The 24,351-nt window shown below is 62.1% G+C and carries 21 protein-coding genes; 7 read left to right on the top strand and 14 right to left on the bottom strand.

The window, feature by feature from the left end; all coding sequences use genetic code 11:
- The first annotated feature begins 25 nt into the window (after positions 1-25).
- Both BMZ70_RS27595 and BMZ70_RS27590 read left to right on the top strand, forming a co-directional pair.
- The gene (locus BMZ70_RS27595; RefSeq protein ID WP_092281639.1) at positions 26-730 is read left to right on the top strand and encodes a hypothetical protein; all 705 of its coding nucleotides are present in this window, start codon (positions 26-28) and stop codon (positions 728-730) included.
- Positions 727-1,500, top strand: a complete 774-nt coding sequence (locus BMZ70_RS27590; protein ID WP_092281637.1) for a glutaminyl-peptide cyclotransferase — start codon at positions 727-729, stop codon at positions 1,498-1,500. The genes BMZ70_RS27595 and BMZ70_RS27590 overlap by 4 nt, the downstream gene beginning before the upstream one ends.
- Here the strand turns inward: BMZ70_RS27590 and BMZ70_RS29380 are convergent.
- Positions 1,484-1,669 (bottom strand): hypothetical protein, encoded by a 186-nt coding sequence (locus BMZ70_RS29380; RefSeq protein WP_373922571.1) that lies wholly within the window; start codon positions 1,667-1,669, stop codon positions 1,484-1,486. The two genes, BMZ70_RS27590 and BMZ70_RS29380, sit on opposite strands and share 17 nt — an antisense overlap.
- Between BMZ70_RS29380 and BMZ70_RS27580 the strand changes: the two genes are divergently transcribed.
- The gene (locus BMZ70_RS27580) at positions 1,610-1,987 is read left to right on the top strand and encodes a lipocalin-like domain-containing protein (RefSeq protein WP_092281665.1); all 378 of its coding nucleotides are present in this window, start codon (positions 1,610-1,612) and stop codon (positions 1,985-1,987) included. The two genes, BMZ70_RS29380 and BMZ70_RS27580, sit on opposite strands and share 60 nt — an antisense overlap.
- On the opposite strand, the gene BMZ70_RS27575 is transcribed toward BMZ70_RS27580, so the two are convergent.
- Genes BMZ70_RS27575 through lptF form a run of 3 tightly spaced genes read right to left on the bottom strand, consistent with a single transcriptional unit; the run spans position 1,964 to position 4,626 of the window.
- Complete coding sequence (locus BMZ70_RS27575; protein ID WP_092281635.1) at positions 1,964-2,353, bottom strand: sirohydrochlorin chelatase; 390 nt, start codon at positions 2,351-2,353, stop codon at positions 1,964-1,966. The two genes, BMZ70_RS27580 and BMZ70_RS27575, sit on opposite strands and share 24 nt — an antisense overlap.
- Entirely contained in the window at positions 2,354-3,523 is a 1,170-nt protein-coding gene (lptG, locus tag BMZ70_RS27570; protein ID WP_092281633.1) for an LPS export ABC transporter permease LptG, read from the bottom strand.
- Positions 3,520-4,626, bottom strand: coding sequence for an LPS export ABC transporter permease LptF (gene lptF, locus BMZ70_RS27565; protein ID WP_229205622.1), 1,107 nt, complete (start codon positions 4,624-4,626; stop codon positions 3,520-3,522). Before lptF ends, lptG begins: the two co-directional genes overlap by 4 nt.
- Before the next feature lie 121 nt (positions 4,627-4,747).
- Between lptF and BMZ70_RS27560 the strand changes: the two genes are divergently transcribed.
- Positions 4,748-6,241: a leucyl aminopeptidase gene (locus tag BMZ70_RS27560; RefSeq protein WP_092281629.1), complete on the top strand. Its 1,494-nt coding sequence runs from the start codon at positions 4,748-4,750 to the stop codon at positions 6,239-6,241.
- 56 nt (positions 6,242-6,297) lie between these two features.
- On the opposite strand, the gene BMZ70_RS27555 is transcribed toward BMZ70_RS27560, so the two are convergent.
- Positions 6,298-6,741, bottom strand: coding sequence for a hypothetical protein (locus tag BMZ70_RS27555; protein WP_229205621.1), 444 nt, complete (start codon positions 6,739-6,741; stop codon positions 6,298-6,300).
- Between the two features lie 88 nt (positions 6,742-6,829).
- On the bottom strand, positions 6,830-7,240 hold the full coding sequence (locus tag BMZ70_RS27550) for a phiTE_015 family protein (RefSeq protein WP_092281625.1): 411 nt from the start codon (positions 7,238-7,240) through the stop codon (positions 6,830-6,832).
- A 395-nt stretch (positions 7,241-7,635) separates the two neighbouring features.
- On the opposite strand from BMZ70_RS27550, the gene xth reads away from it, so the two are divergent.
- Positions 7,636-8,400, top strand: a complete 765-nt coding sequence (gene xth / locus BMZ70_RS27545; RefSeq protein ID WP_092281663.1) for an exodeoxyribonuclease III — start codon at positions 7,636-7,638, stop codon at positions 8,398-8,400.
- On the opposite strand, the gene BMZ70_RS27540 is transcribed toward xth, so the two are convergent.
- From BMZ70_RS27540 to prpB, 8 genes are all read right to left on the bottom strand, one after another.
- The gene (locus BMZ70_RS27540) at positions 8,397-11,636 is read right to left on the bottom strand and encodes a bifunctional diguanylate cyclase/phosphodiesterase (protein ID WP_307184535.1); all 3,240 of its coding nucleotides are present in this window, start codon (positions 11,634-11,636) and stop codon (positions 8,397-8,399) included. The genes xth and BMZ70_RS27540 overlap by 4 nt on opposite strands.
- A gap of 135 nt (positions 11,637-11,771) precedes the next feature.
- Positions 11,772-13,436 carry a cation acetate symporter gene (locus BMZ70_RS27535; protein WP_092281621.1) on the bottom strand — a complete coding sequence of 555 codons (1,665 nt, stop codon included), beginning with the start codon at positions 13,434-13,436 and terminating at the stop codon, positions 11,772-11,774.
- The gene (locus tag BMZ70_RS27530) at positions 13,433-13,741 is read right to left on the bottom strand and encodes a DUF485 domain-containing protein (RefSeq protein ID WP_092281619.1); all 309 of its coding nucleotides are present in this window, start codon (positions 13,739-13,741) and stop codon (positions 13,433-13,435) included. Before BMZ70_RS27530 ends, BMZ70_RS27535 begins: the two co-directional genes overlap by 4 nt.
- 66 nt (positions 13,742-13,807) lie before the next feature.
- Complete coding sequence (locus tag BMZ70_RS27525) at positions 13,808-15,676, bottom strand: propionate--CoA ligase (protein ID WP_092281617.1); 1,869 nt, start codon at positions 15,674-15,676, stop codon at positions 13,808-13,810.
- 21 nt (positions 15,677-15,697) lie between these two features.
- Positions 15,698-16,879: a 2-methylaconitate cis-trans isomerase PrpF gene (gene prpF / locus BMZ70_RS27520; protein WP_092281615.1), complete on the bottom strand. Its 1,182-nt coding sequence runs from the start codon at positions 16,877-16,879 to the stop codon at positions 15,698-15,700.
- Entirely contained in the window at positions 16,879-19,476 is a 2,598-nt protein-coding gene (acnD, locus tag BMZ70_RS27515; protein ID WP_092281613.1) for a Fe/S-dependent 2-methylisocitrate dehydratase AcnD, read from the bottom strand. The genes prpF and acnD overlap by 1 nt, the downstream gene beginning before the upstream one ends.
- A gap of 2 nt (positions 19,477-19,478) precedes the next feature.
- On the bottom strand, positions 19,479-20,627 hold the full coding sequence (gene prpC / locus BMZ70_RS27510) for a bifunctional 2-methylcitrate synthase/citrate synthase (protein WP_092281611.1): 1,149 nt from the start codon (positions 20,625-20,627) through the stop codon (positions 19,479-19,481).
- 104 nt (positions 20,628-20,731) lie between these two features.
- On the bottom strand, positions 20,732-21,619 hold the full coding sequence (gene prpB, locus BMZ70_RS27505; RefSeq protein WP_092281609.1) for a methylisocitrate lyase: 888 nt from the start codon (positions 21,617-21,619) through the stop codon (positions 20,732-20,734).
- Between the two features lie 145 nt (positions 21,620-21,764).
- Between prpB and prpR the strand changes: the two genes are divergently transcribed.
- On the top strand, positions 21,765-23,390 hold the full coding sequence (prpR, locus tag BMZ70_RS27500; RefSeq protein ID WP_092281607.1) for a propionate catabolism operon regulatory protein PrpR: 1,626 nt from the start codon (positions 21,765-21,767) through the stop codon (positions 23,388-23,390).
- 101 nt (positions 23,391-23,491) lie between these two features.
- Entirely contained in the window at positions 23,492-24,349 is an 858-nt protein-coding gene (locus BMZ70_RS27495; RefSeq protein ID WP_092281605.1) for an alpha/beta fold hydrolase, read from the top strand.
- Positions 24,350-24,351: the final 2 nt, after the last annotated feature.

Here is a 24,351-nt window from a genome sequence, read left to right as displayed (position 1 = left end):
TCCATACTCACCACTAGAGGTTTGAATGGACATTGTTGAACGACTGGAAAGCGCCTGGCAAGCCCACGCCGAGGGCCAATTTGAAGCCGCCTTGCAGGAATATAGCGCGCTGTTTGATGACGGCGATGCCGCTTCGCTGCGCCTGTCCTACGTGCTGGCCGCGTGGGCCAAGCTGGCGGAAGAATTCCTGCCCGCCCGTCACGCGCTGGTCGCGCTGCGCGACCGCCTGACCGCAGAGCTGCCGGCCACACCACAGCTGTTCCACGACATCCGCGTCATTAACGACAAGCTGGGTGACTTGCAGCACACCTACCACCTGTTCCAGCAGTTGCCGGAAGCGCAAGCGCAGCAGAACGCGCGCGCCGCCCTGCCCTCCATCATGGCCTGCGGCGACTTCGAACTGGCGCGCCGCCACCTGCCGCATCCCGAGCATCACCTGACGCTGGCGGCCATGCAGCTGAATGAACTGAAGAACAACATCAACGCCCTCACCACCGAAGGCATGGCCGAACTGCTGGCCGACGTATTCAACTACACCACCGAAGTGGCTTTGGTACTGGACTTGCTGAACGGCTGCGGCGATACTGCAGCTGCGGCGATCGCGCGCCAGCAAGCCGTCTCGCTGGTGCAAGCGCCTGAAGCCCGCGCCTGCGTGCAGGCGGAGCTTGACGCTCCTGGCACCACGCTGGACGCAATGGTTGAACTACAAAATTCGGTGACTGCATCGTGAACAAGATTGCCGCGCAAGCCCTCTTTCTCTCTCTTCCAGTATTGCTGCCCGCCGTCGCATCGGCCGCCCTGCCCACTTACGATTTCAAGGTGGTGCGCAGCTACCCGCACGACACGCAAGCCTTCACCGAAGGCCTGCTGTACCGCGATGGCATTCTGTACGAGAGCACGGGCCTGAACGGCAAATCATCGATCCGCAAGGTCGACCTGGCCAGCGGCAAAGTCCTGCAAAGCAAAGACATCCCGCCGCAGTATTTCGGCGAAGGCCTGACGGATTGGGGCGATACGCTGGTCGGCCTGACGTGGCAAACGCAGACCGGCTTCGTGTTCGACCTGAAGACCTTTGAACTGAAAAGCCAGTTCGCCTATCCCGGCGAAGGCTGGGGCCTGACCCACAACGGCAAAGAACTGATCATGAGCGACGGCACAGCCACGCTGCGCTTCCTGGATCCGAAAACCTTCCTCGAAGTGCGCCGCATCAAAGTGACGGCGGACGGCATCGCCGTCGATCAGCTGAATGAACTGGAAGTGGTGGAAGGCGAAATCTACGCCAACATCTGGCACACCAACACCATCGCCCGCATCGACCCCGCCACCGGAAAAATCCTCGGCTGGATCGACTTCGGCAAACTGTACCCTGAAGCGGGCAAAGGCCCCAACGGCGAAAACGTCATGAACGGCATCGCCTACGACGCCGAGAAAAAACGCCTGTTCGTCACCGGCAAACTGTGGCCGAAAATCTACGAGGTAAAGATCACTCCCCGGAAGTGAACAAGGCGCTGATTTCGTCCGCGACGGCACGCACCGGCGCTGCGCGGCGCACGTCTTCGTGCATAACGATCCACAGCTTACGCTTGACTGGGCAGGCCGGGGACGCAATATCCACCAATCCCTTAGCGGGAAAATAATCCGGCAATACCGCTACACCACATCCGGCCACGGCAGCCTGGTACAAGGTGCCCAGGTCATTGGAGCGCAAAACACGTGGGCTTTGGTGAGCGCCGACAAGATCCGGCCAGATGGCGCACGCCAGCACGACTATGGCGAGGCGCCTTCAGGCCTGCTGATGATCGATAACGACGGCCGCTACACGCTGCAAATCTACCAGCACGGCCGTCCCCACTTCAGCGGCGGCGACAAGAAGAACGGCACCGCACAGGAGTTTCGCGCCGCCGTGGGGGGATCTAGCACGCACTACCGCGTGGCGGCACGGCCCGATGGGCATGTGCCGCTGTCAGTCTGGCCCCGTGTGCGCTAATGCACCAACGCAGTAGTCGGACAGCGCCTGCAGCACGGCGGCGTTTTCACCGGCCGCCTCCACCACCTTGATGCTGACCTGCGGATAAGCCACGCGCAAATCATCAAGGATCACCGGCAGGTCGCGCAGCACGTGGCCGCCCTGCCCCAGAAACACCGGCACCACGGTGATCTCGGTAACGCCATCGGCCACCAGCGCCGCCGCCAGCTCCGGCAAGCGCGGCGACATCAACTCCAGGAACGCCAGCTCCACCCGCACCTGCGGCTCGCGCGAACGCGTGAGATCGCGCAAGCGCTCGAACGGCGCGGCCCACGATGCCGAGCGGGCGCCGTGTGCAAACAAAACCAATGCGCGTTGATGACTCATTTAATGTCGCTCCACCCACCACATGGCCCACACGGCCAGCAGCAAAAATAATAAACTCGGCGCAATCGCCGTCAGGATCGCCGGCCAGGTGCTCAGCAGGCCGAGGTGCGAGAACAGCGTATTCACCAGCAGGAAGCTCACCCCCAGCATAATCCCGAGGAAGATCTTCAAGCTTACACCACCGCTGCGGGTGTGCAGGTAGCCAAACGGCAGCGCCAGCGCCATCAACACAAAAATCGCCAGCGGATCGAACAGCTTCTTCCAGAACGCGATCTTGAAGCGCTCGGTCTCCTGCTTGTTCTCTTGCAGGTGGCGGGTGTACACCGCCAGTTCGTTGGCCGACATGCGCTCGGGGTCCGAACGCGACACCGACAAAATCTTCGGCGTAATCTCGGACAGCAAATCCTTGGTGTCGCTGCGATGCGTTTCGATCAGGCCCGACTCCTGCTCGAAGTTATTCTCCAGGTTCAGCTCCCGCTCAGGGTTCAGCAACTGCGGATTGATGAAGCGGTTTTCGGTCACATCCTTGAGCAGCCACTTGTTATTCCCCTGGAAGGTGCCGGACTTGGCCAGCGTAATGGATCGCAGGCGGAAGTTGGTGTCGAACTCGTACAGCTTCACATCGATCAGCGTGCCGTCCGGACGCACTTCGCGCACATTGAAGAAGCGCGACCCGGTCACGGTGCCGGTCATGCCTTCCGACTTGACGATATCCTTGGTCCACAAGCCGGAACGGAACTCGGTGGAGATGGCCGCACCGCGCGCGGTCAGCTTGAACTTCTCGGCCAGCGGCGCGGTGCGCGGCACCACCAGCTCGCCGACGATGAACGTCAGCACCACCAGCACCAGGCCGATCTTGGCCAGCATCCACGCCACCATTTGGGTCGACATGCTGGACGCACGCATGATGGTGAATTCCGAGGTCGCCGCGAACTGCGCCATCGTGTAGATGGTGCCGATCAGCGCCGCCAGCGGCATCACTTCATACACGTGGCCCGGCAGCTGCACCAGCACATACAGGAAAGCATATTGCACTGCGTAGCCGTTCTTGCCGACCTTCGGCAGTTCGCCGGTCAGGTCCATGAAGGCTTGCAGCGCCAGGAAAGCCACCAGCACAAAGGCGACGGCTTGCAGTATCGAGACCGCGAAATAGCGTTGCAGGATTTTCATTTCGAAGCAGCCTTCTGGTTGGCGTAGCGCGCGCGCTTGTACGCAGCCAGCAACGCCAGCGGGTGATAACGATGGTTCAGGTTCAAACGCCACGCGAACAAGCCAAACACCAGCAGCAGCGCCGCCACGTGCAGCGGCCACCACGACACCGCGAACGCCGCCTTGCCCTGGCGGACGCTGGCCTCGAGCAGCTTGACGAAGTTGTTATAGCTGAAGAAGATCAGCAGCGCGATAATCAGGTTGGCCGAGCTGCCGGCGCGCGGATTGACGAAGCCCAGCGGGATCGCCAGCAGGATCAGCACCAGGCAGGTGAGCGGCGAAGCGGCACGCCACAACAACTCGGCGCGCGCGCCGTTGCTGGTGTCGTCCAGCAGCTGCATGGTCGGCGTGCTGTCGGTGTCGCGGTCGCTGTCCAGCTCCGTGTTCTTGCTGGCCACGCGCATGCTGTAGCTTTCAAACTCCATCGTCTGGAAGTCGGCCTGGCCCGGCACGCCCTGATAGCGGCGGCCGTTCTTCAGCACCAGGTAGCGCTCTCCCTTCGGGCCGGTATTGACCACGCCTTCGCGCGCGACGATAACCGCAGTGCCCTTCTCGTCGACCGTGTTGACGAACACGTTCTGCACCACGGCCGACTTGCCGGCCACGCCTTCGACGAAGAAGATGCGGTTGGCCGACGCCGATTCCTTGAACTGACCAGGCGAGATTTTTTGCAGGTCTTCTCGCTTTTCAAAGCGCTCCACGTACTCCGAGCTTTTCTGCTTGGCCCACGGGGTGGCGACAAAACTGAGCATGCCGGTCAGCAGCACGATGGGCAGGCCGAAGGTCAGCACCGGCGCGATCCAGCGCGTCAGCGACAGGCCGGACGCGAACCACACCACCATCTCGGAATCGCGGTAGGTCCGCGTCACCACCATCAGCACAGAAATAAAGCTGGTGAGGATGAGGATAGTTGGCAGATAATTCAGCGTTGCGAACACGATCAGCGCGATCACGTCGCCGGATGCCACCTTGCCGCCGGCGGCCTTGCCGAGGACTGCGATCAGGGTCCACGTCACGCAGATACTGAACAGGACCGTGAAGGAAGCGCCGGCCGTAGCGGCCATTTCACGTCGTAGGGCGCGTTGAAAGATCATTGAAGATTATAATTCGATAGTTTGGCCCCGGATCAAGCCATAAGCTATCCAGGACCACAGTTTTAAGTACGTACACGACACGGAGAATCAAATGGACTTTAGCATAAAAGCATTCGACACAAAAAACACCATCGCTACGGCCAAAGCCGGCGTTATCGCCGTTGCGGTCTTCGAGAACAAGAAGCTGTCGCAAGCTGCCAAGGCGCTGGACGGCGCTGGTGAAATCACCGCTGCGCTGAAGTCCGGCGACATCACCGGCAAGACCGGCACCACCCTGCTGCTGCGCGGCCTGAAAGGCGCCGCCGCCGAGCGCGTGCTGCTGGTCGGCCTGGGCAGCGACGAAGCGGTCAGCGAAAAAAGCTTTGCCGGCGGCGTGGCTGCGGCACTCAAGGCATTCTCCTCCCTCGGCACGAGCGACGCTATTATCGCACTGCCGATGACCGAAGTGAAAGAGCGCGACGTCAATTGGGCGATCCGCAACGTGGTGCAGAGCGCCCACGAATCGGTGTTCCGCACCGATGGTCAAAAGAGCAAGAAGGATCCGGCTGCCGCCGGCGTGAAGAAAATCGCCCTGGCCGTGCCGAACAGCGCCGCCACCAAGCTGGCGCTGGCCCAGGCCATCGCCATCGCCAACGGCATGGACCTGACCAAGGAGCTGGGTAACACCTCGGCCAACGTCTGCACCCCGACCCACCTGGCCAACGTCGCCAAGAAGCTGGGCAAGGACTACAAGTTCGAGGTCGAAGTGCTGGACCGCAAACAGCTGGAAGCGCTGAAGATGAACAGCTTCCTGTCGGTCACCAACGGCAGCGAGCAGCCGCCGAAATTCATCGTCATGAAGCACATGGGCGGCAAGGCCAAGGATGCGCCGGTGGTGCTGGTCGGTAAAGGCATCACCTTCGATACCGGCGGCATTTCGCTGAAAGCCGGTCCCGGCATGGACGAGATGAAGTACGACATGGGCGGCGCGGCGTCGGTGCTGGGCACCTTCCGCGCCATCGGCGAGATGAACCTGAAGCTGAACGTGATCGGCATTATCGCGTCGTGCGAAAACATGCCGTCGGGCCGCGCCACCAAACCGGGCGACATCGTCACCTCGATGAACGGCCTGACCATCGAGATCCTGAACACCGACGCCGAGGGCCGCCTGATCCTGTGCGACGCGCTGACCTACGCCGAGCGCTTCAACCCGGCCGCCGTGATCGACATCGCGACCCTGACCGGCGCCTGCATCGTGGCGCTGGGCCACCATAAGAGCGGCCTGTTCACCCGCGACGACGAGGTACACAACAAGTTGGCGGAAGAGATCCTCGCCGCCGGCAAGAACGCCAGCGACACCGCATGGCGCCTGCCGATCGGTGAAGAGTACAACGAACAGCTGAAATCCAACTTCGCCGACCTGGCCAACATCGGCACGCCGGGCGGCGCGTCGTGCACCGCTGCTGCGTTCCTGGAAAACTTCACCCGCAAGTACACCTGGGCGCATCTGGATATCGCCGGCACCGCTTGGAAATCGGGCGGCGCGAAAGGCGCGACCGGCCGTCCGGTCCCGCTGCTGTCGAATTTCCTGATTAATCGCGCCTGAATTGGTTTCCGGCCTGCGCCGGAATGACGTCGTCCCGGCGAAGGCCGGGACCCAAGTTAGAACAGGGTCACGCCGGCTGCCGGCGTTGGCCCTTCTTCTTTCTCCTGGGCCGGGTGCATCACCACCGTCAAGGTGGCGGGATAATCGTATCCTGCCCCCGTGTTCTTATCGACGACATAGCCTACACCGGCCGTCAGCGCCAGATTCCCCCACAGGTTGCCGTCCACCTTGGACTCGACCTTCTCATAAGCCCAGCCCTTGCCCGCCTTCTGGCAATCGATGCGCAGCGGTCCCGCGCTCTTGCGCAGCGTGACGCGCGCCGGCGTGGTCACAAACCATTTGCCCACGTCGTTGTACAGCACACAGCCGACGCCCGCGATCTCGCGATGATCGAGCACGGTTTGCACCAATACGCTTTGTTCAGTGGATTCAGTCAGGGACGCGCAGCCAGCCAATGTGGCGACTAGCGCAGTTACCGCGACGGCGGGGCGGAGATACATGGTCTGTCTCGAAAAAATGGAGTCAAACCAGTGTAGCAGCCCGCCGGCGGTTTTATTTGCTTAATGAAGCGGCGTAAAGCGTTGCACTTTATGCGTTGTGGCGGTCCAGCGTTTTGGCAGCAGCTGGCGCGTCGGCCTGCTCCTGCTGGCGCTTCTTCAGACCCTGCACCACTTTCAGGATGTCGTCCATGCCGCCCGCGCCGCCCAGCGACGAGAACGCGTCCAGCACTTCGTTCAACACCTGATTGCGCACAGCTGCCTCATCCGCATTAACGGCCGGTGGTCGCTGCATTGCTTCGACGGCGCGCTTTTCAGCGGCGGCAGCCTCTTTCTGCGCAGCAGTCTTTCGGCCGCCTGGCGGTTTGCCATGCTCCAGCGCGGCCTGCCAGATCACCCAGCGGCGTTGCGTTTCAAAGACCAGATACTCGTCTGGCTTGTCTTCACGGCGTCGAACGATATGACCGTCGCGCTGTGCCCATGCCTCAAATGCAGATCGCATTTTTTATTCCTTTGCAAATGCGCTAAGCGCGATTCACTGTAAAATGACCAACTATTTCCGTATGGTATCATTTATTGCGTCATCACAACACAAAAATATACGCATCTTGCTCTTTTTCTTGTTGCTAAACGGAAACACAAGTTTTCCACCTAATTTGTATCAGTATATTTCTATTTTGTTATTTTGTCTTGCCTTTCGGTTCTATTTTGACAACAACGAGACACTATTAGCAATTTTTTTTTGATTTCACATATTTTGCAACATTTTAGGGCCTCCAAGCGCGTGTGCGAAGGGGTTTTTCATGTTTTTTCATACAAGTTTGCAAGTCGACAAGTACATGTGTTAAATCCGGATGCGGTAAGATGCAAGCCACCGAACCCTGCACGAAAGTATTTATGAAACTAGCCACCTGGAATGTTAACTCTTTGAACGTAAGACTGCCGCACGTTATGAAGTGGCTAGAGGAGAACCCCACTGATGTGCTCTGTATTCAAGAAACAAAATTAACTGACGACAAGTTTCCCGTGGCTGCCATCGAGGCCGCCGGCTACCATGTGGCCTACACCGGTCAGAAGACCTACAACGGGGTAGCCATTATTTCCAAGCTGCCTATGACGGATATCGTCAAGAACAACCCAAAGTTTGAGGATCCGCAACAAAGAATTCTGGCAGCCACTGTCGATGGCGTGCGCGTGGTGTGTGCTTACGTGCCGAACGGCCAAGCGGTCGGCTCGGAAAAGTTCGAGTACAAAATGGCCTGGCTGAACGCCTTCCACGACTGGATCCACGAACAGGCGGCGCAATATCCGCAGCTGGTGGTGGCGGGCGACTACAACATCGCGCCGGAAGACCGCGACGTGCACGACCCGGCCGCGTGGGAAGGCATGGTGCATGTGTCGCCGCAAGAGCGCGCGCAACTCAAGCGCCTGATGGATATCGGATTGACCGATGCGTTCCGCATGTTCGAGCAGCCGGACAAATCGTTCAGCTGGTGGGATTACCGCGGCCTCGGCTTCCGCCTGAACAAAGGCTTGCGCATCGATCACTTGCTGCTGTCGCCAGCGCTGGCGAAGCGCTGCAGCGCCTGCGTCATCGACCGCGTGCCGCGCAAATGGGAACAGCCGTCGGATCACACGCCGGTGATCGCCACCTTCGACTAAGAACGCGGCAACAGCAGCTGGGCCGTCGCGTGCGGCACCGGCTGCGAGAACAGATAGCCTTGCGCGTACTGGCAGCCGTGCTGCTGCAGCAAGGCGTACTGCCCTTCCGTCTCCACGCCCTCCGCCACCACCGACAGCTGCAGGCTGTCCGACAGCGCGATGATCGCCGCCACGATGGCGCGGTCTTCCGCGCTCTCTTCCAGATCCTTGATGAAGGCGCGGTCGATCTTGATCTTCTTGACCGGGAAACGCTTCAGATAAGCCAGCGATGAATAGCCGGTGCCGAAATCGTCGATCGACAAGCGGATACCCATCGCGTTGATGTGGCCAAGGATTTCCAGCGTCTGCTCGCCGTGCTCCATCAGCGCCGTCTCGGTGATCTCGAACTGGATCATCGATGGATCGATGCCGGTGTCGTCGAGGATGGCGCGGATCGACTCCACCAGCCCGCGATGCATGAACTGGCGCGGCGACAGGTTGACCGCCAGCGGCACCGGCGTCAGCCCCTGGCTTTGCCACAGCATGCTTTGCTTGCAGGCCTGGCGTATCACCCATTCGCCGATCGGCACGATCATGCCGTTTTCTTCGATGATGGGGATGAACTGGTCCGGCGTAATCAGCTCGGTGCCGCCGCGCCGCCAGCGCAGCAGCACCTCCATCGTGTGCAAGCGGCGCGTGCCGATATCCATGATGGGCTGGAAGTACAGTTCGAATTCGTCGGCCGCCAGCGCGCCGCGCAGGCTCGACTCCAGTTCGAAGTGGCGCGCCGCCGACAAGTTCATCGACTCCTTGAAGAACTGGTAGTTGTTACGGCCGCTGGCCTTGGCGTGGTACATGGCGCCGTCGGCGTTGCGCATCAGCGATTCCACATCGGCGCCGTCGTCCGGATAGACGCTGATGCCGATCGACGGCGTGATGTGCAGGTTGCGCCCTTCCAGCGGGAAGCTCTCCGCCAGGGCTTCGATGATTTTTTCCGCCACCTGCGCCGCTTCGTCGGCAGTGCGGATGCCCGGCACCAGCACCACGAATTCGTCGCCGCCCAGACGGGCCACAGTATCGCTGGCGCGCACTGCGCGGCACAAGCGGTTGGCCACTTCCTTCAGCAACTGGTCGCCGATCATGTGGCCGAGCGAATCGTTGATGGTCTTGAAGCGGTCAAGGTCGATGAACATCACGGCCAGTTTGCGCTCGGTGCGCTGCGCGGCCAGCATGGCGCGGTCCAGCCGGTCCGACAACAGCGCGCGATTCGGCAGGCCGGTCAGGCTGTCGTGATACGCCATGTGGTGCACGCGCGCCTCGGCCTGGCGGCGCTCGACAATCTCGCCCTGCAGCTGGGCGTTGGCGCCCGCCAGTTCGGCGGTGCGCTCCTGCACACGCAGCTCCAGTTCGTCGCGCGCGCGGGCCACGGCTTCGGCGGCTTCGCGCCGCGTGGTGATGTCATCCACCAGCCACACCGAACGGCCGCTGTTTTCTGCCAGATCGAACGGACGGCCCGACAGGCGCGCCCAGAAGGTGGTGCCGTCCTTGCGCACCAGTTCATATTCGGACACGTTGACCTGGCCGGCACGGAAGTCGCGGATGGTCTCGGCGCGCGCCTGCTCCCACGCTACCTTGTCGGCGTAGAAGGCCTGCACGCTCAGGTGATTCATCTCGCCCGGCCCATAGCCGAACAGCTCTTCCATCTTGCGGTTGCAACGCAGGTTGCGGCCGTTCTCGACCACCGAGATGCCCAGCACCGCGCTGTCGAGAATCGCCTGGTTTTCCAGCAGCGCGTTGCGCAGCGCTTCCTCCGCGCGTTTTTGTTCGGTGCGGTCTTCGATCACCCAGATGGTGCCGGCGGCCGGATCGTCCGGATTGACCACGTAGCCGATCAGCTGCGCCCACAGGATGGTGTCGTCGGCGCGGCGCATCTCGATCTCGGTCTGGAACGGCTTGCCGATCGAGAGGAAAGGATAGGCCTCGGCGCCGAGGCGTTCGTATGCCTCCTGCGACGGATACAGCGCGCGGCCCGGCAGGCCCAGGCCGGAATCGCCGGTGTAGCGGAACATCTCGGCAAAGCCGCGGTTGTAGCGCGTGATGACGCGGTTCTTGGTGAACAGGATGCTCATCGAGGCGTTGGTCATGATGGCCTCGACCTCCATCTGCGTCTGCAGCGAGTGCGTCACGTCTTCCAGGATCCAGATGGTGCCGCCGCCGCGATGCTGGTCGTCCACCGCGCGGGCGCGCACGCGGCACCAGAACAAGCTGCCATCCTTGCGCCGGAATTCGTAGGCGTCTTTTTCAAAAGGCTGGCCCGCACCAAGCGTCGGCCCGGCGTCCTTGCCGAAGTCCTCGTAATGCTGCTGCGACTGGAACAATATGACCGACGGCTGCCCTTCCATCTCGCCCGGCGCAAAACCGAACATCTCCGCCATACGCGCGTTACAGCTCAACATCACCTGCGCCTTGGTAAACAGGATGCCGACCGATGCGTTATCGAGAATCGCCTTTTGCTCCAGCAGCATGCGGCGCAGTTTTTCCTCGTCCAGCCGGTGCTCGTTGATGTCCTCCATGATCCACATATTGCCGTCGGCAGTATGCATCGGATCGATGGCGCGGCCGAACAGACGGGCCCAGAACAGCGTGCCATCCTTGCGACGCACCTGGATCTCGGTGGTGTAGGACTGGCCCTGCGACAGTTTCGGCCCAGCCTCCTGTCCCAGCTTGATGAAGTCCGCCTCACTCGGATAGATCATCACACTGGATGCGCCTTCCAGTTCGTGGCGGCTGTAGCCCAGCATTTCGGCGCAGCGGATATTACATTCGAGGATGACGCCGTCCTTGCTGAACAAGATGCCGACCGCCGCGTTCTCGAGGATGGCCTGCTGCTCGAGCAGTGTCTTGCGCAGCGCGCGCTGGCCGCGCTGGACTTCGGTGATGTCGTGGAAGACGATGGTTACGCCCTCCACATCGGCAGACGGCGGCAGCGGCTTGGACCAGGCTTGCACCGAGACGTACTGGCCGTCGGCACAGGTCAGGCAGCTGTCCCAGCGCTCCGTATGGTGCAGGCTGTCCAAACTGGCGGCGCGCACATGGCGTGCAAACAGATCTCCGACCGGACCGCCGCATGGATCGACGCCCAGTAAATCTGTCAGTTCGGAATTCGCGGCCAGCACCATGCCATCCGCGCTGCAAGCGCAGGCAGGCACGCCGATCAGCGCAAGCGCGTCGGCTACAAAATCCGGAGTGGTGGACACACGATACCTAGGCAACATAGTTGGCAGATGATAAACCACATTATCTGCCGCCGCTATTAAAGCCTGTTCGGCGCACTCCTAAAAACGACAATGCCCGGCGTACCGGGCATCATCGTATCACTTAACGTTTTTCTATCAGTGGGCGGTAGCGCCGGCCGCGCCGATACCGGTTTCGGAGCGCATCTGCTGCGCTTCAAAGCCGGCGCGGTCGATGCGCGCGCGGCCGCTCTTGTCCAGCAGCGAGAACACCACAATGCATAGGAAGGCCAGCGGCATCGAGAAGATGGCCGGCGAGGCATACGGGAACAGCGCGTCCGCGTGACCCAGCACGTCCACCCACACCGACTTCGACACCAGCGTCAGGCCGACCGCAGTGATCAACCCGACAAAGCCGCCGATGGTGGCGCCGCGCGTGGTGCAGTCCTTCCACAGCACGGACATGAACAGCACCGGGAAGTTGGCCGACGCCGCAATCGCGAATGCCAGCGACACCATGAAGGCGATATTCTGCTTCTCGAACACGATGCCCAGCACCACGGCGACGATGCCGAGGATGATGGTGGTGATCTTCGACACTTTCAGTTCGCTGCCGGCGGCTGGCTTGCCCTTCTTGATGACGGTGGCGTACAAGTCGTGCGACACGGCCGACGCGCCGGACAGGGTCAGGCCGGCAACCACGGCGAGGATGGTGGCGAAGGCCACGGCCGAGATAAAGCCGAGGAACACGTTGCCGCCGACGGCTTTGGCCAGGTGCACCGCCGCCATGTTGTTACCACCCAGGAGCTTGCCCGCTGCGTCCTTGAATTCCGGATTGGTGCTCACCAAAACGATGGCGCCGAAGCCGATGATGAAAGTCAGTACGTAGAAATATGCAATCCACGTCGTGGCCCAGAACACCGACTTGCGCGCTTCCTTCGCGCTAGGCACGGTGAAGAAACGCATCAGGATGTGCGGAAGGCCGGCGGTGCCGAACATCAGCGCCATGCCGAACGAGATCGCCGAGACAGGATCCTTGATGAAGGTGCCTGGACCCATGATGGCGTCCTTCTTCGCATGCAGTTCCACCGATTTGGCGAACAGCGCCTCAGGGCTGAAGTTGAACTGCGCCAGTACCGCGAATGCCATGAAGCTGGCGCCGCCCAGCAGCATCACCGCCTTGATGATCTGCACCCAGGTGGTAGCGGTCATGCCGCCGAACAGCACGTAGATCATCATCAGCGTACCGACCAGCACCACCGCGATCCAGTACTCAAGGCCGAACAGCAGTTTGATCAGCTGGCCAGCGCCGACCATCTGCGCGATCAGGTAGAACGCCACCACCACCAGCGTGCCGGAAGCCGAGAAGATGCGGATCGGCTGCTGCTTGAAGCGATAGGCCGCCACGTCGGCGAAGGTGAAGCGGCCCAGGTTGCGCAAGCGCTCCGCCATCAGGAAGGTGATGATGGGCCAGCCGACCAGGAAGCCGATGGCGTAGATCAGGCCATCGTAACCGTTGAGGAACACCGAGGCGGAGATGCCGAGGAAGGATGCCGCCGACATGAAGTCACCGGCGATGGCCAGGCCGTTCTGGAAGCCGGTGATGCCGCCGCCGGCGGTGTAGAAGTCCGACGCGGAGCGCGTCTTCGCCGCCGCCCACTTGGTGACGAACAGCGTGAAGATCACGAAGGCTGCGAACATGATGATCGCGGTCCAGTTGGTTGGCTGCTTGTCGGCCTGGCCGAGGTCACCGCCCGCCGCAAATGCCGCGCCGCTGGCGGCCAGCAGCATCAGTGCTGCTGCCTTGCGCTTGGCGGCGTTCATGCTTTCACCTTTTCTTGAATGGCGTGGGTCAGTTCGTCGTAGCGGCTGTTGGCACGGCGCACGTACACGCCGGTGACCAGCACCGTGAACACGATCACGAACAGGCCAATCGGCATGCCCCAGGTCATGACGCCGTCGCCGGTTTTCTTGGCGAGGAATTCTTTGTCGAATGCGATCAGCAGGATGTAGCCGTAGTAGACCAGCATCATGAGCGCGGTGAGCGCCCAGCCGAAACGGGAGCGCGATTTGACCAACTGATGATAGTTGGGATCGCGCTTGATTTTTTGTACGAGGTCGTCGTGCATGGTGTGTCTCCTTTTATAGTGAGGCCAGAATAAAGCCGGAGACTTACCGCTTGCTTACGCGCGCAATTAATTTTGCAGCACCCGCTCGATCTGCTGCAACGATGATGGATCTTCGATCGACGTGAGGTCGCCGGGACTGCGGCCTTCGCAGATCGCCTGTATCGAGCGGCGCAGCAGCTTGCCCGAGCGCGTCTTCGGCAATTGCGTGACGAAGTACACGCGCGCAGGCCGCGCCACCGCGCCGAGCTGGCGGTCCACCACGGCCATCACGTCCTGCTCGCTGGTGGCGGCGTTGGCGTCTTTAAGAATCGCAAACGCCACGGCCACCTGCCCTTTGACCTTGTCCTCCACGCCGACCACCGCAACCTCGGATACATTCGGATGACTGGTGATGGATTCCTCGATCTCGCGCGTGCCGAGGCGATGGCCGGCGACGTTAATTACATCATCGGTGCGGCCGAGGATGAAGTAATAGCCGTCCGCATCGCGCACGCCCCAGTCGAAGGTGGAGTACAGCATCTTGCCGTTCGATTCGGTCCAATATGTGTCGACGAAGCGCTGGTCGTCGCCGTACACGGTTTGCATGCAGCCCGGCGGTAGCGGGCCTTCGATCATTACCACGCCTTTTTCATTTGCGCCGCATTCCACGCCGGTGGATTCGTTCACCAGCTTGACTTTGTAGCCGTACATCGCCACGCCGGGACTGCCCAGCCGCGTCGGCGCATCCTCGATGCCCTTGGCGATGGAGAGGATGGGCCAGCCGGTTTCGGTCTGCCAGTAGTTGTCGATAATCGGCACGCCGAGTTCTCCGGCGATCCAGCTGGACGTGGTTTCATCGAGAGGTTCGCCGGCCAGGTACAGCGCCTTGAGCGAAGACTTGTCATGCTTGCGCATGAACTCCGGCGCCTGCTTGCGCAGCACGCGGATCGCGGTCGGCGCGGAGAACATGCGCGTGACCTTGTGCTTCTCGACGATGCTCCACCAGATGCCGGGATCAGGACAGAGCGGCGTGCCTTCGTACATGACGGTGGCCATGCCTGCGATCAGCGGACCGTAGACGATGTAGGAATGCCCCACCACCCAGCCGATATCGGAAGTGGCAAAGAACGTTTCACCGGCCTGGGCGCAGAAGTTATGCTTCATCGATGCCGCCAGCGCCACCGCGTAACCGCCGACGTCGCGCTGCACGCCTTTCGGCTTGCCAGTAGTGCCGGAGGTGTAGAGGATGTAGGATGGCTCGCTCGATTCCAGCCATTCGACCGGCACTTGCGCAGCGAGGTGCGAGGCACGCAGCGCAGCGTAGTCCACATCACGCCCTGCCACACGCTCCATCGGCGCCAGCCCGCGATCGACCAGCAGCACGCGCGCCGGCTTGGCGGACGACAGCGTGATTGCTTCATCGAGCAGCGGCTTGTAGGGAATCGCCTTGCCGTTGCGCGAGCCGGCATCGGCCGACACGATCAGCACCGGCTTGGCATCGTCGATGCGGCTGGCGAGGCTGTTGGCGGCAAAGCCGCCGAACACCACCGAGTGCACCGCGCCGATGCGGGCACAGGCCAGCATGGCGAATGCCGCTTCGGCGATCATCGGCATGTAGATCAGCACACGGTCGCCCTTGCGCACGCCGAGCGATTGCATCATCGCCGCGAAACGCTGGACTTCTGCGTGTAGCTCTTTGAAGGAGTAGCTGCGCTCCGTGTTGGTTTCGGTGGAGATGGCGATCAACGCAGGCTTGTCGCCTTGGGTCGCACACCAGCGGTCCACCGCGTTGTAACACAGGTTGGTCCGGCCGCCCACGAACCAGCGGGCGAACGGCGGCCGGGAGTAATCCAGCACCTGCGTGAACGGCGTATTCCAATCGATGAGCGCAGCTTCGTCTTGCCAGAACTGTTCGGGCGCGACGATAGAGCGCTGATAAAAATCAGCGTACCTCATGTCTCCTCCATTTTTTTCTGCTTAAGCGGGTACGCGTACCCAGCCTTCCATCAGTACCCGCGCGCTGCGGCTCATTACCGCTTTTGTCACGCTCCATTCGCCATTCTGCTGTACCGCCTCCGCGCCGACCCGCAAGGTGCCGGATGGATGGCCGAAGCGCACAGCACCGCGCTCGCCGCCGCCCGCCGCCCGGTTCACCAGCGTGCCGGGAATGGCGGCCGCCGTACCGATAGCCACCGCAGCGGTGCCCATCATGGCGTGATGCAGCTTGCCCATTGATAGCGCGCGTACCAGCAGATCCACATCGCCCGCCGCCACTGGCTTGCCGCTGGACGAGGTGTACGCCTTCGGCGGCGCCACAAACGCCACCTTCGGCGTGTGCTGACGCGTCGCCGCCTCGCTCAGGTCCTTGATGAGCCCCATGCGCAGCGCACCGTGGGCGCGGATGGTTTCGAACATCGCCAGCGCCTTGGCGTCGCCGTTGATCGCGTCCTGCAGTTCCGTGCCGGTGTAGCCGATGGCGTCGGCGTTGATGAAGATGGTCGGAATACCGGCGTTAATCATCGTCGCTTTCAGCGTGCCAACGCCGGGAACATCCAGATCGTCCACCAGTTGGCCGGTCGGGAACATCGAACCGCCTGCGCCCTCCTCGTCCGCCGCCGGGTCCATGAATTCCAGTTGCACTTCGGCCGCCGGGAAGGTCACGCCATCGAGTTCGAAGTCGCCGGTTTCCTGCACTTCGCCGTTGGTCATGGGGATGTGCGCAATGATGGTCTTGCCGATGTTGGCTTGCCACACACGCACCACCGCCACGCCGTCGCGCGGGACACGTGCGGCATCGACCAGGCCGCCGCTGATGGCGAACGCGCCCACCGCTGCGGACAGGTTGCCGCAGTTGCCGCTCCAATCCACGAAGGCCTTGTCGATGGAGACCTGGCCGAACAAATAGTCCACATCATGATCAGCCCGCGTGCTCTTCGCCAGGATCACCGTCTTGCTGGTGCTGGACGTTGCGCCACCCATGCCGTCGATCTGCTTGCCGTATGGGTCAGGACTGCCGATTACGCGCAGCAGCAGCTGGTCGCGCGCAGCGCCCGGCTGCTGCGCCGCTTCCGGCAAGTCCTGCAAGCGGAAGAACACACCCTTACTGGTGCCGCCACGCATATAGGTGGCGGGGATTTTGATTTGCGGTTGGTGGCTCATCACGCTGCCTTTGCCGATTCAAGGAAGTCCTGCGCGAAGCGTTGCAGCACGCCGCCTGCTTCGTAGATCGATACATCTTCCGACGAATCGAGGCGGCAGGTCACCGGCACTTCCACGCGCTCGCCGTTGCGGCGATTGATCACCAGCGTCAGCGTGCCGCGCGGTGTGCGCTCGCCGATCACGTCGAAAGTCTCGGTGCCATCGATGCCCAGCGTCAGGCGGTTCACGCCCGGCTGGAACTCCAGCGGCAGCACGCCCATACCCACCAGGTTGGTGCGGTGGATGCGCTCGAAGCCTTCAGCCACGATCACTTCAACGCCCGCCAGGCGCACGCCCTTGGCCGCCCAGTCGCGCGACGAACCCTGGCCATAGTCGGCGCCGGCGATCACGATCAGCGGCTGCTTGCGCTCCATGTAAGTCTCAATGGCTTCCCACATGCGCGTCACTTTGCCTTCCGGCTCGATGCGCGCCAGAGAACCGGCTTTCACCTTGCCGTCCGCATCGCGCACCATCTCGTTCTTCAGCGTTGGATTGGCGAAGGTGGCGCGTTGCGCGGTCAGGTGGTCGCCACGGTGGGTGGCGTAGGAGTTGAAGTCCTCTTCCGGCAAGCCCATTTTGTGCAGGTATTCGCCGGCCGCCGAATCCATCATAATCGCGTTCGATGGCGACAGATGGTCGGTGGTGATGTTATCGCCCAGCACAGCCAGCGCGCGCATGCCTTTCAGCGTGCGTTCGCCTGCCAGCGCGCCTTCCCAGTACGGCGGACGGCGGATGTAGGTCGATTGCGGACGCCAGTCGTACAGCGGTTCGGCGCGTTCCGCCTCGCCTTCGCTGCGCGCGAACATCGGGATGTAGACTTTGCGGAACTGCTCCGGCTTGACCGACGACGCCACGATAGCGTCGATTTCCTCGTCGCTCGGCCACAGATCCTTCAACGTGATAGCTTTGCCGCTGGCGTCATGGCCCAGCACATCCTTCTCGATATCGAAGCGGATGGTGCCGGCGATGGCATAGGCCACCACCAACGGCGGCGATGCCAGAAAGGCCTGCTTGGCGTATGGGTGGATACGGCCGTCGAAGTTGCGGTTGCCCGACAGGACGGCGGTCGCGTACAGGTCGCGCTCCACCACTTCTTTTTGAATCACCGGATCCAGCGCACCGGACATGCCGTTGCACGAGGTGCAGGCATACGCCACCACGCCGAAGCCCAGCTTTTCCAGCTCCGGCATCAGGCCCGCTTCTTCGAGGTACAACGTAACGGCCTTGGAGCCAGGCGCCAGCGAGGTCTTGACCCACTGCTTGCGCAGCAGGCCGGCTTTGTTGGCGTTACGCGCCAGCAGGCCGGCGGCGATCATGTTGCGCGGATTATTGGTGTTGGTGCAGCTGGTGATGGCGGCGATGATGACCGCGCCGTCCGGCATCTTGCCCGGTTCATTTTCCACTACACCCGAAATGCCGCGCGCAGCCAGCTCGCTGGTCGGCACGCGCTTGTGCGGGTTGGACGGACCGGCGATATTGCGCACCACGGTCGACAGGTCGAACTTCAGCACGCGCTCGTATTCCGCAGCCTTCAGGCTGTCCGACCACAGGCCGGTGTGTTTGGCGTACTGCTCGACCAGCGCTACCAGCGCGTCGTCGCGGCCGGTCAGGCGGAGATACTTGATGGTTTGCTCGTCGATGGAGAACATCGCGGCGGTGGCGCCGAATTCCGGCGCCATATTGGAGATGGTGGCGCGGTCGCCCAGCGTCAGCGCGGTGGCGCCTTCGCCGTAGAATTCCAGATAGGCCGACACCACTTTTTCCTTGCGCAGGAATTCAGTCAGCGCCAGCACGGTGTCGGTGGCGGTGATGCCCGGCTGCGGCTTGCCGCTCAGTTCAACGCCGATGATGTCCGGGAGGCGCATCCACGAGGCGCGGCCCAGCATCACGGTTTCCGCTTCCAGGCCGCCGACGCCGATGGCGATCACGCCCAGCGCATCGACCATCGGCGTGTGCGAGTCGGTGCCGACCAGCGTGTCCGGATAGGCCACGCCGTCCATCACCTGAATCACTGGCGACATGCGTTCCAGATTAATCTGGTGCAGGATGCCGTTACCCGGCGGGATCACGTCCACGTTCTGGAAGGCTTTCTTGGTCCAGTCGATGAAGTGGAAGCGGTCTTCGTTGCGGCGATCTTCAATCGCGCGGTTCTTTTCGAAGGCTTGCGGATCGAAGCCGCCGCATTCCACCGCCAGCGAGTGATCGACCACCAGCTGGGTCGGCACCACCGGATTGACCAGCGCAGGGTCGCCGCCCTGCTGGGCGATGGCGTCGCGCAGGCCGGCCAGGTCGACCAGCGCGGTCTGGCCGAGAATGTCGTGGCACACCACGCGGGCCGGGAACCACGGGAAGTCGAGGTCGCGCTTGCGTTCGATCAGCTGCGACAGCGACGCGTTGAGCGCCGCCGGGTCGCAGCGGCGCACCAGGTTTTCCGCCAATACGCGCGAGGTGTACGGCAGCTTGGCCCAGGCGCCTGGCTGGATCGCATCGACCGCTTCACGCGCGTCGAAGTAGTCTAGCTGGGTGCCCGGCAGGGCTTTACGGAATTGGGTGTTCATGATTATTTACGGTCCTTGATCGGGACAAATTTCAGGTCTTCAGGACCGACGTAGTTGGCGCTTGGGCGAATGATCTTGTTGTCGATGCGCTGCTCGATGATGTGCGCCGACCAGCCGGAGGTGCGCGAGATGACGAACAGCGGCGTGAACATCGCGGTCGGCACACCCATCATGTGGTACGACACGGCGGAGAACCAGTCCAGGTTCGGGAACATCTTTTTGATTTCCCACATCACCGACTCAAGGCGCTCGGCGATATCGAACATCTTGGTCGAACCGGCTTCTGCGGACAGCTGGCGCGCCACTTCCTTGATGACCACATTGCGCGGATCAGACACTGTGTACACCGGGTGGCCGAAGCCGATCACCACTTCCTTGTTGGCGACACGGTTGCGGATATCGGCTTCCGCTTCGTCCGGATTGTCGTAGCGTTTCTGGATTTCGAAGGCGACTTCGTTGGCGCCGCCGTGTTTCGGACCGCGCAGCGCGCCGATCGCGCCGGTGATGGCCGAGTGGATATCCGAACCGGTGCCCGAGATCACGCGGCTGGTGAAGGTCGATGCGTTGAATTCGTGCTCCGCGTACAGGATCAGCGAGGTGTGCATCGCACGCACCCACGAGTCACGCGGCTTCTCGCCGTGCAGCAGGTGCAGGAAGTGGCCGCCGATCGAGTCGTCGTCGGTCTCCACTTCGATGCGCCTGCCGTTATGGCTGAAGTGATACCAGTACAGGAGCATGGAACCGAAGGAAGCCATCAGGCGGTCGGCGATGTCGCGCGCACCTGGGGTGTTGTGGTCATCTTTTTCCGGCAGCACGCAGCCCAACACCGAAACGCCGGTACGCATCACGTCCATCGGGTGCGCAGATGCTGGCAATGCTTCCAGTGCCGACTTCACTGCCTGCGGCAGGCCACGCAGCGATTTCAGTTTGGCCTTGTAACCCTTCAGTTCCGATGTGGTTGGCAGTTTGCCGTGAACCAGCAGGTAGGCGATTTCCTCGAACTCGCAGGTGGTGGCGACATCGAGGATGTCGTAGCCGCGATAGTGCAGATCATTGCCGGTTTTGCCGACGGAGCACAGTGCGGTATTACCTGCGGCGACGCCCGACAGGGCTACGGATTTTTTTGGTTTGAAGGTGGTAGCTTCGGTCATTTCGTTATCTCCAGTGTTGCGTCGTTCCGGCGAAGGCCGGGACCCATAGAACGCGTGAGCGCATACTCAGCATGGATTCCGGCCTGCGCCGGAATGACGTGTGGTTATTTTTTCTGTGCGGCGAACAGTGCGTCCAGCTTCTGTTCAAAATCGTGATAGTTGATGCGTTCGTAGAGTTCCGCGCGGGTCTGCATGGTGTCGACCACGTTCTGCTGCGTGCCATCGCGGCGAATCGCGCCGTAGACATTTTCAGCAGCCTTGTTCATGGCGCGGAAGGCGGACAGCGGATACAGCACCAGTCCCACATCGGCGCTGCGCAATTCGTCCACGGTGAACAGCGGGGTCGAACCGAATTCGGTGATGTTGGCCAGCACCGGCACTTTGACGGCGGCGGCGAATTTTTTGTACATATCGAGGCTGATCATCGCTTCCGGGAAGATCATGTCGGCGCCGGCTTCCACGCAGGCGACGGCGCGTTCGATGGCGGCGTCCAGGCCTTCCACTGCCAGCGCGTCGGTGCGGGCCATGATGACGAATTGGTCGTCGGTGCGGGCGTCAACGGCGGCGCTGATGCGGTCCACCATCTCTTGTTTCGGCACGATCTCCTTGCCCGGGCGGTGGCCGCAGCGCTTCGCGCCGACCTGGTCTTCGATGTGCATGGCGGCGGCGCCGAACTTGATCATCGACTTGACGGTGCGCGCCACGTTGAAGGCCGAGGCGCCGAAGCCGGTGTCGACGTCGACCAGCAGTGGCAGGTCGCACACGTCGGTGATGCGGCGCACGTCGGTCAGCACGTCGTCGAGGTTGGAGATGCCGAGGTCCGGCAGGCCGAGCGAACCCGCCGCCACGCCGCCGCCCGACAGGTAGATCGCCTTGAAGCCGGCGCGCTTGGCCAGCAGGGCGTGGTTGGCGTTGATGGCGCCAACCACCTGCAATGGGGATTCTTCCTGGACGGCTTTGCGGAACGCGGCGCCTGCGGAGTAGTGAGTCATGTTGGGGCCTTTCGATGTTGCGTTGAAGTTGGGCTCTCTAGTGCAAGGGCTGTGCCAGAAGAACAAACTATACAAATCAATCACTTACGTATGGCATCGCGTTTCATTATGAAACACTGAAACGCATTTGCACTATAATTGAAACATGCGACATTCCACGCCCCTGCCCTTCGACGCCAACGACAAACCGGTAATCTGGACGGTTTCCGTCTCGCGCCTGTCCGATCTGTTCCGCGATATCACGCTGGAATACGACAGCCTGGCGACCATTGAGCCGATCAATCTCGGCTTCGACGAAGCAGCCAAACACATACGCGAACGCCTGGCCACCGAGCGTTGCGACGCGGTGATCTCGGCCGGTTCGAACGCGGCTTATCTGAAAGGCCGCTTGTCGGTGCCGGTGGTGATTGCGAAGTTCAGCGGGCTGGATGTGATGCAGGCGCTGGCGCGCGCACGGCGCGTGTCGGACCGCATCGGCATCATCACCTACCAGGAGCGCTTGTCTGAGCTGGCTGAGTTTTCCAGCACCTTCGGCTTCGACGTGGCGCAGCGCACTTACGTCACCGAGGAAGATGCGCGCGCGCAGATCAATGATTTGAAAGCGGCCGGCATCAAGGCGATCGTCGGCGCGGGTTTGATTACGGACCTTGCCGAGGAAGCGGGACTGACCGGCGTGTTCGTCTACTCGGCCGCCTCGATCCGCCATGCGTTTGACGATGCGCTGGAGATGGCGCGTTTGACGCAGCTGGAATCGAACCGCAGTCGCGCGCGCGGCGCAGTGGTAACGGACACGCTGCGCGCCAAGCATGGCATCAACGATTTGCGGGGCGATTCAGCGGCGATGGAGACGGTGCGGCAGTCGGTGGTGCTGTATGCGAAATCGCCGGCGACCGTGCTGATACAAGGCGAAACCGGATGCGGCAAGGAGCTGGTGGCGCAAGCCATTCATCGCGAGGCGCCGCGCACCTTGGGGCAGAACCGGCCATTCGTGGCGGTGAACTGCGGCGCGATTGCGGAATCGCTGCTGGAATCGGAATTGTTCGGCCATGAGGAAGGCGCGTTCACCGGCGCGCGGCGTGGCGGGCATGCAGGCTTGTTTGAAGCGGCCAATCGCGGCACGCTGTTCCTCGACGAGATCGGCGAGATGCCGCTGACGCTACAAACGCGCCTGCTCCGGGTGCTGGAGGAGCGCGAAGTGGTGCGAGTAGGCGGCACGCGGCCGATACCGGTCAACGTGCGCATCATCAGCGCCACCCACTGCGACCTTGAACAGCGCGTGCGTGAGGGCCGCTTCCGCGCGGACCTGTTCTATCGATTGGCGGTACTGCGCCTCAGGCTGCCGCCACTGCGCGCGCGCGCCGAGGACGTGCTGCCGCTGGCGGAATGGTCGCTGAAGAATGCGCTGGCGTCGCTGGGCGCGCGGCCGCATCCGAATTTGCACGCCGAGATGACAGCCTGCGCACCGCTGCTGCAGCGCTACGACTGGCCCGGCAACGTACGCGAACTGCGCAACCTGACCGAGCGGCTGGCCCTGTTCCTCGCCGCCGAACCGCTGCAAGCGCTGACACCCGCCTTCGTCCTCAGCGTCGCCCCCGAACTCGCCGCCCGTCCCATCGCCGACGCCCCCGTCGGCATGGAGTTGGCGAAGCCCGCGCCAACCGAGCGCGTATCCGAGGTACTGGCCCGCTTCGGCGGCCGCCGCGACGCCGCCGCCGATTACCTCGGCATCAGCCGCACCACCCTCTGGCGCAAGCTCAAAGCCGAGGGCTGACTACCGCTCATCACGGCGGCGAAACCGTTCATCCCAAAGCCGTCGCCGCTGGTACGGGGCGGCGATAGCATGGCGCCACTTCATCACCAACGGAGAACGCCATGCTGAAAAAAGTCATCGCCACTATCGCCGCCGCACTGGCACTGGGCCACGCTGCGGCCGCCGAGCATCCTGCCTTCAAGGTCGACGTCATCGGCAAAGGTGCACCGATCATACTGATTCCCGGCCTCGGTTCATCCGGCGAAGTGTGGAACGGCACCGTGCAACGCTACTGCGGCAACCACCAGTGCCACGTGCTGACGCTGGCCGGTTTCGCCGGCGTGCCGGCCATCGACAGCCCGCTGATCGCCACCACCGAGCAGCAACTGAGCGGCTACATCACCGAACAAAAACTCGACCGCCCGACCGTCATCGGCCATAGCCTCGGTGGTTTCCTCGGCATGAAGCTGGCGTCCGACCACCCTGCGCAGGTCGGCCGTCTGGTCATCGTCGATACCATGCCCGCACTAATGGCGGCGCGCATGCCCGGCACCACAGCTGCGCAGATGAAGGAGATCGCCGAGAGTATGCGTACCCGCATGCAGGCGCAAACGCCGGAAGCCATGCTCGCCGTCACGCAGCAATCGTTGCGCACCATGATCAGCAAGCAGGAAGACATAGACCGCGCCATGAACTGGGCCAGGCAATCCGATCGCACCACCATCATCAATTCGATGGCCGAGATGACCGCCGAAGACCTGCGTCCGGGCCTGGCCCGCATCACCGCTCCCACGCTGGTGCTGGGCAGCTGGATCGCCTACAAGGACTACGGCAACAAGGACAGTTTCATCCAGATGTACCAGCAGCAGTACCAGCAACTGCCCAAGGTGCAGGTGGAGCTGGCCGACAACGCACGCCACTTCATCATGTACGACGATCCGGCTTGGATGTATGATCGCATTGATAACTTCCTCAACTAAGC

The organism is Duganella sp. CF402 (genome assembly GCF_900109645.1).
GTDB lineage: Bacteria > Pseudomonadota > Gammaproteobacteria > Burkholderiales > Burkholderiaceae_D > Rugamonas.
The sequence above is the reverse complement of the archived record's forward strand: the minus strand, read 5'-3'. Positions and strand labels throughout refer to the sequence as shown.

Coding starts and splice junctions, on each gene's coding strand:
- BMZ70_RS27535 (WP_092281621.1), bottom strand. CDS start 13,436: ATGAACGCCGCCAAGCGCAAGGCAGCAGCACTGATGCTGCTGGCCGCC.
- BMZ70_RS27495 (WP_092281605.1), top strand. CDS start 23,492: ATGCTGAAAAAAGTCATCGCCACTATCGCCGCCGCACTGGCACTGGGC.
- prpR (WP_092281607.1), top strand. CDS start 21,765: ATGCGACATTCCACGCCCCTGCCCTTCGACGCCAACGACAAACCGGTA.
- BMZ70_RS27550 (WP_092281625.1), bottom strand. CDS start 7,240: ATGCGATCTGCATTTGAGGCATGGGCACAGCGCGACGGTCATATCGTT.
- prpF (WP_092281615.1), bottom strand. CDS start 16,879: ATGAGCCACCAACCGCAAATCAAAATCCCCGCCACCTATATGCGTGGC.
- acnD (WP_092281613.1), bottom strand. CDS start 19,476: ATGAACACCCAATTCCGTAAAGCCCTGCCGGGCACCCAGCTAGACTAC.
- lptG (WP_092281633.1), bottom strand. CDS start 3,523: ATGAAAATCCTGCAACGCTATTTCGCGGTCTCGATACTGCAAGCCGTC.
- lptF (WP_229205622.1), bottom strand. CDS start 4,626: ATGGCCGCTACGGCCGGCGCTTCCTTCACGGTCCTGTTCAGTATCTGC.
- prpC (WP_092281611.1), bottom strand. CDS start 20,627: ATGACCGAAGCTACCACCTTCAAACCAAAAAAATCCGTAGCCCTGTCG.
- BMZ70_RS27530 (WP_092281619.1), bottom strand. CDS start 13,741: ATGCACGACGACCTCGTACAAAAAATCAAGCGCGATCCCAACTATCAT.
- BMZ70_RS27560 (WP_092281629.1), top strand. CDS start 4,748: ATGGACTTTAGCATAAAAGCATTCGACACAAAAAACACCATCGCTACG.
- xth (WP_092281663.1), top strand. CDS start 7,636: ATGAAACTAGCCACCTGGAATGTTAACTCTTTGAACGTAAGACTGCCG.
- BMZ70_RS27595 (WP_092281639.1), top strand. CDS start 26: ATGGACATTGTTGAACGACTGGAAAGCGCCTGGCAAGCCCACGCCGAG.
- BMZ70_RS27525 (WP_092281617.1), bottom strand. CDS start 15,676: ATGAGGTACGCTGATTTTTATCAGCGCTCTATCGTCGCGCCCGAACAG.
- BMZ70_RS27555 (WP_229205621.1), bottom strand. CDS start 6,741: ATGTATCTCCGCCCCGCCGTCGCGGTAACTGCGCTAGTCGCCACATTG.
- BMZ70_RS27575 (WP_092281635.1), bottom strand. CDS start 2,353: ATGAGTCATCAACGCGCATTGGTTTTGTTTGCACACGGCGCCCGCTCG.
- prpB (WP_092281609.1), bottom strand. CDS start 21,619: ATGACTCACTACTCCGCAGGCGCCGCGTTCCGCAAAGCCGTCCAGGAA.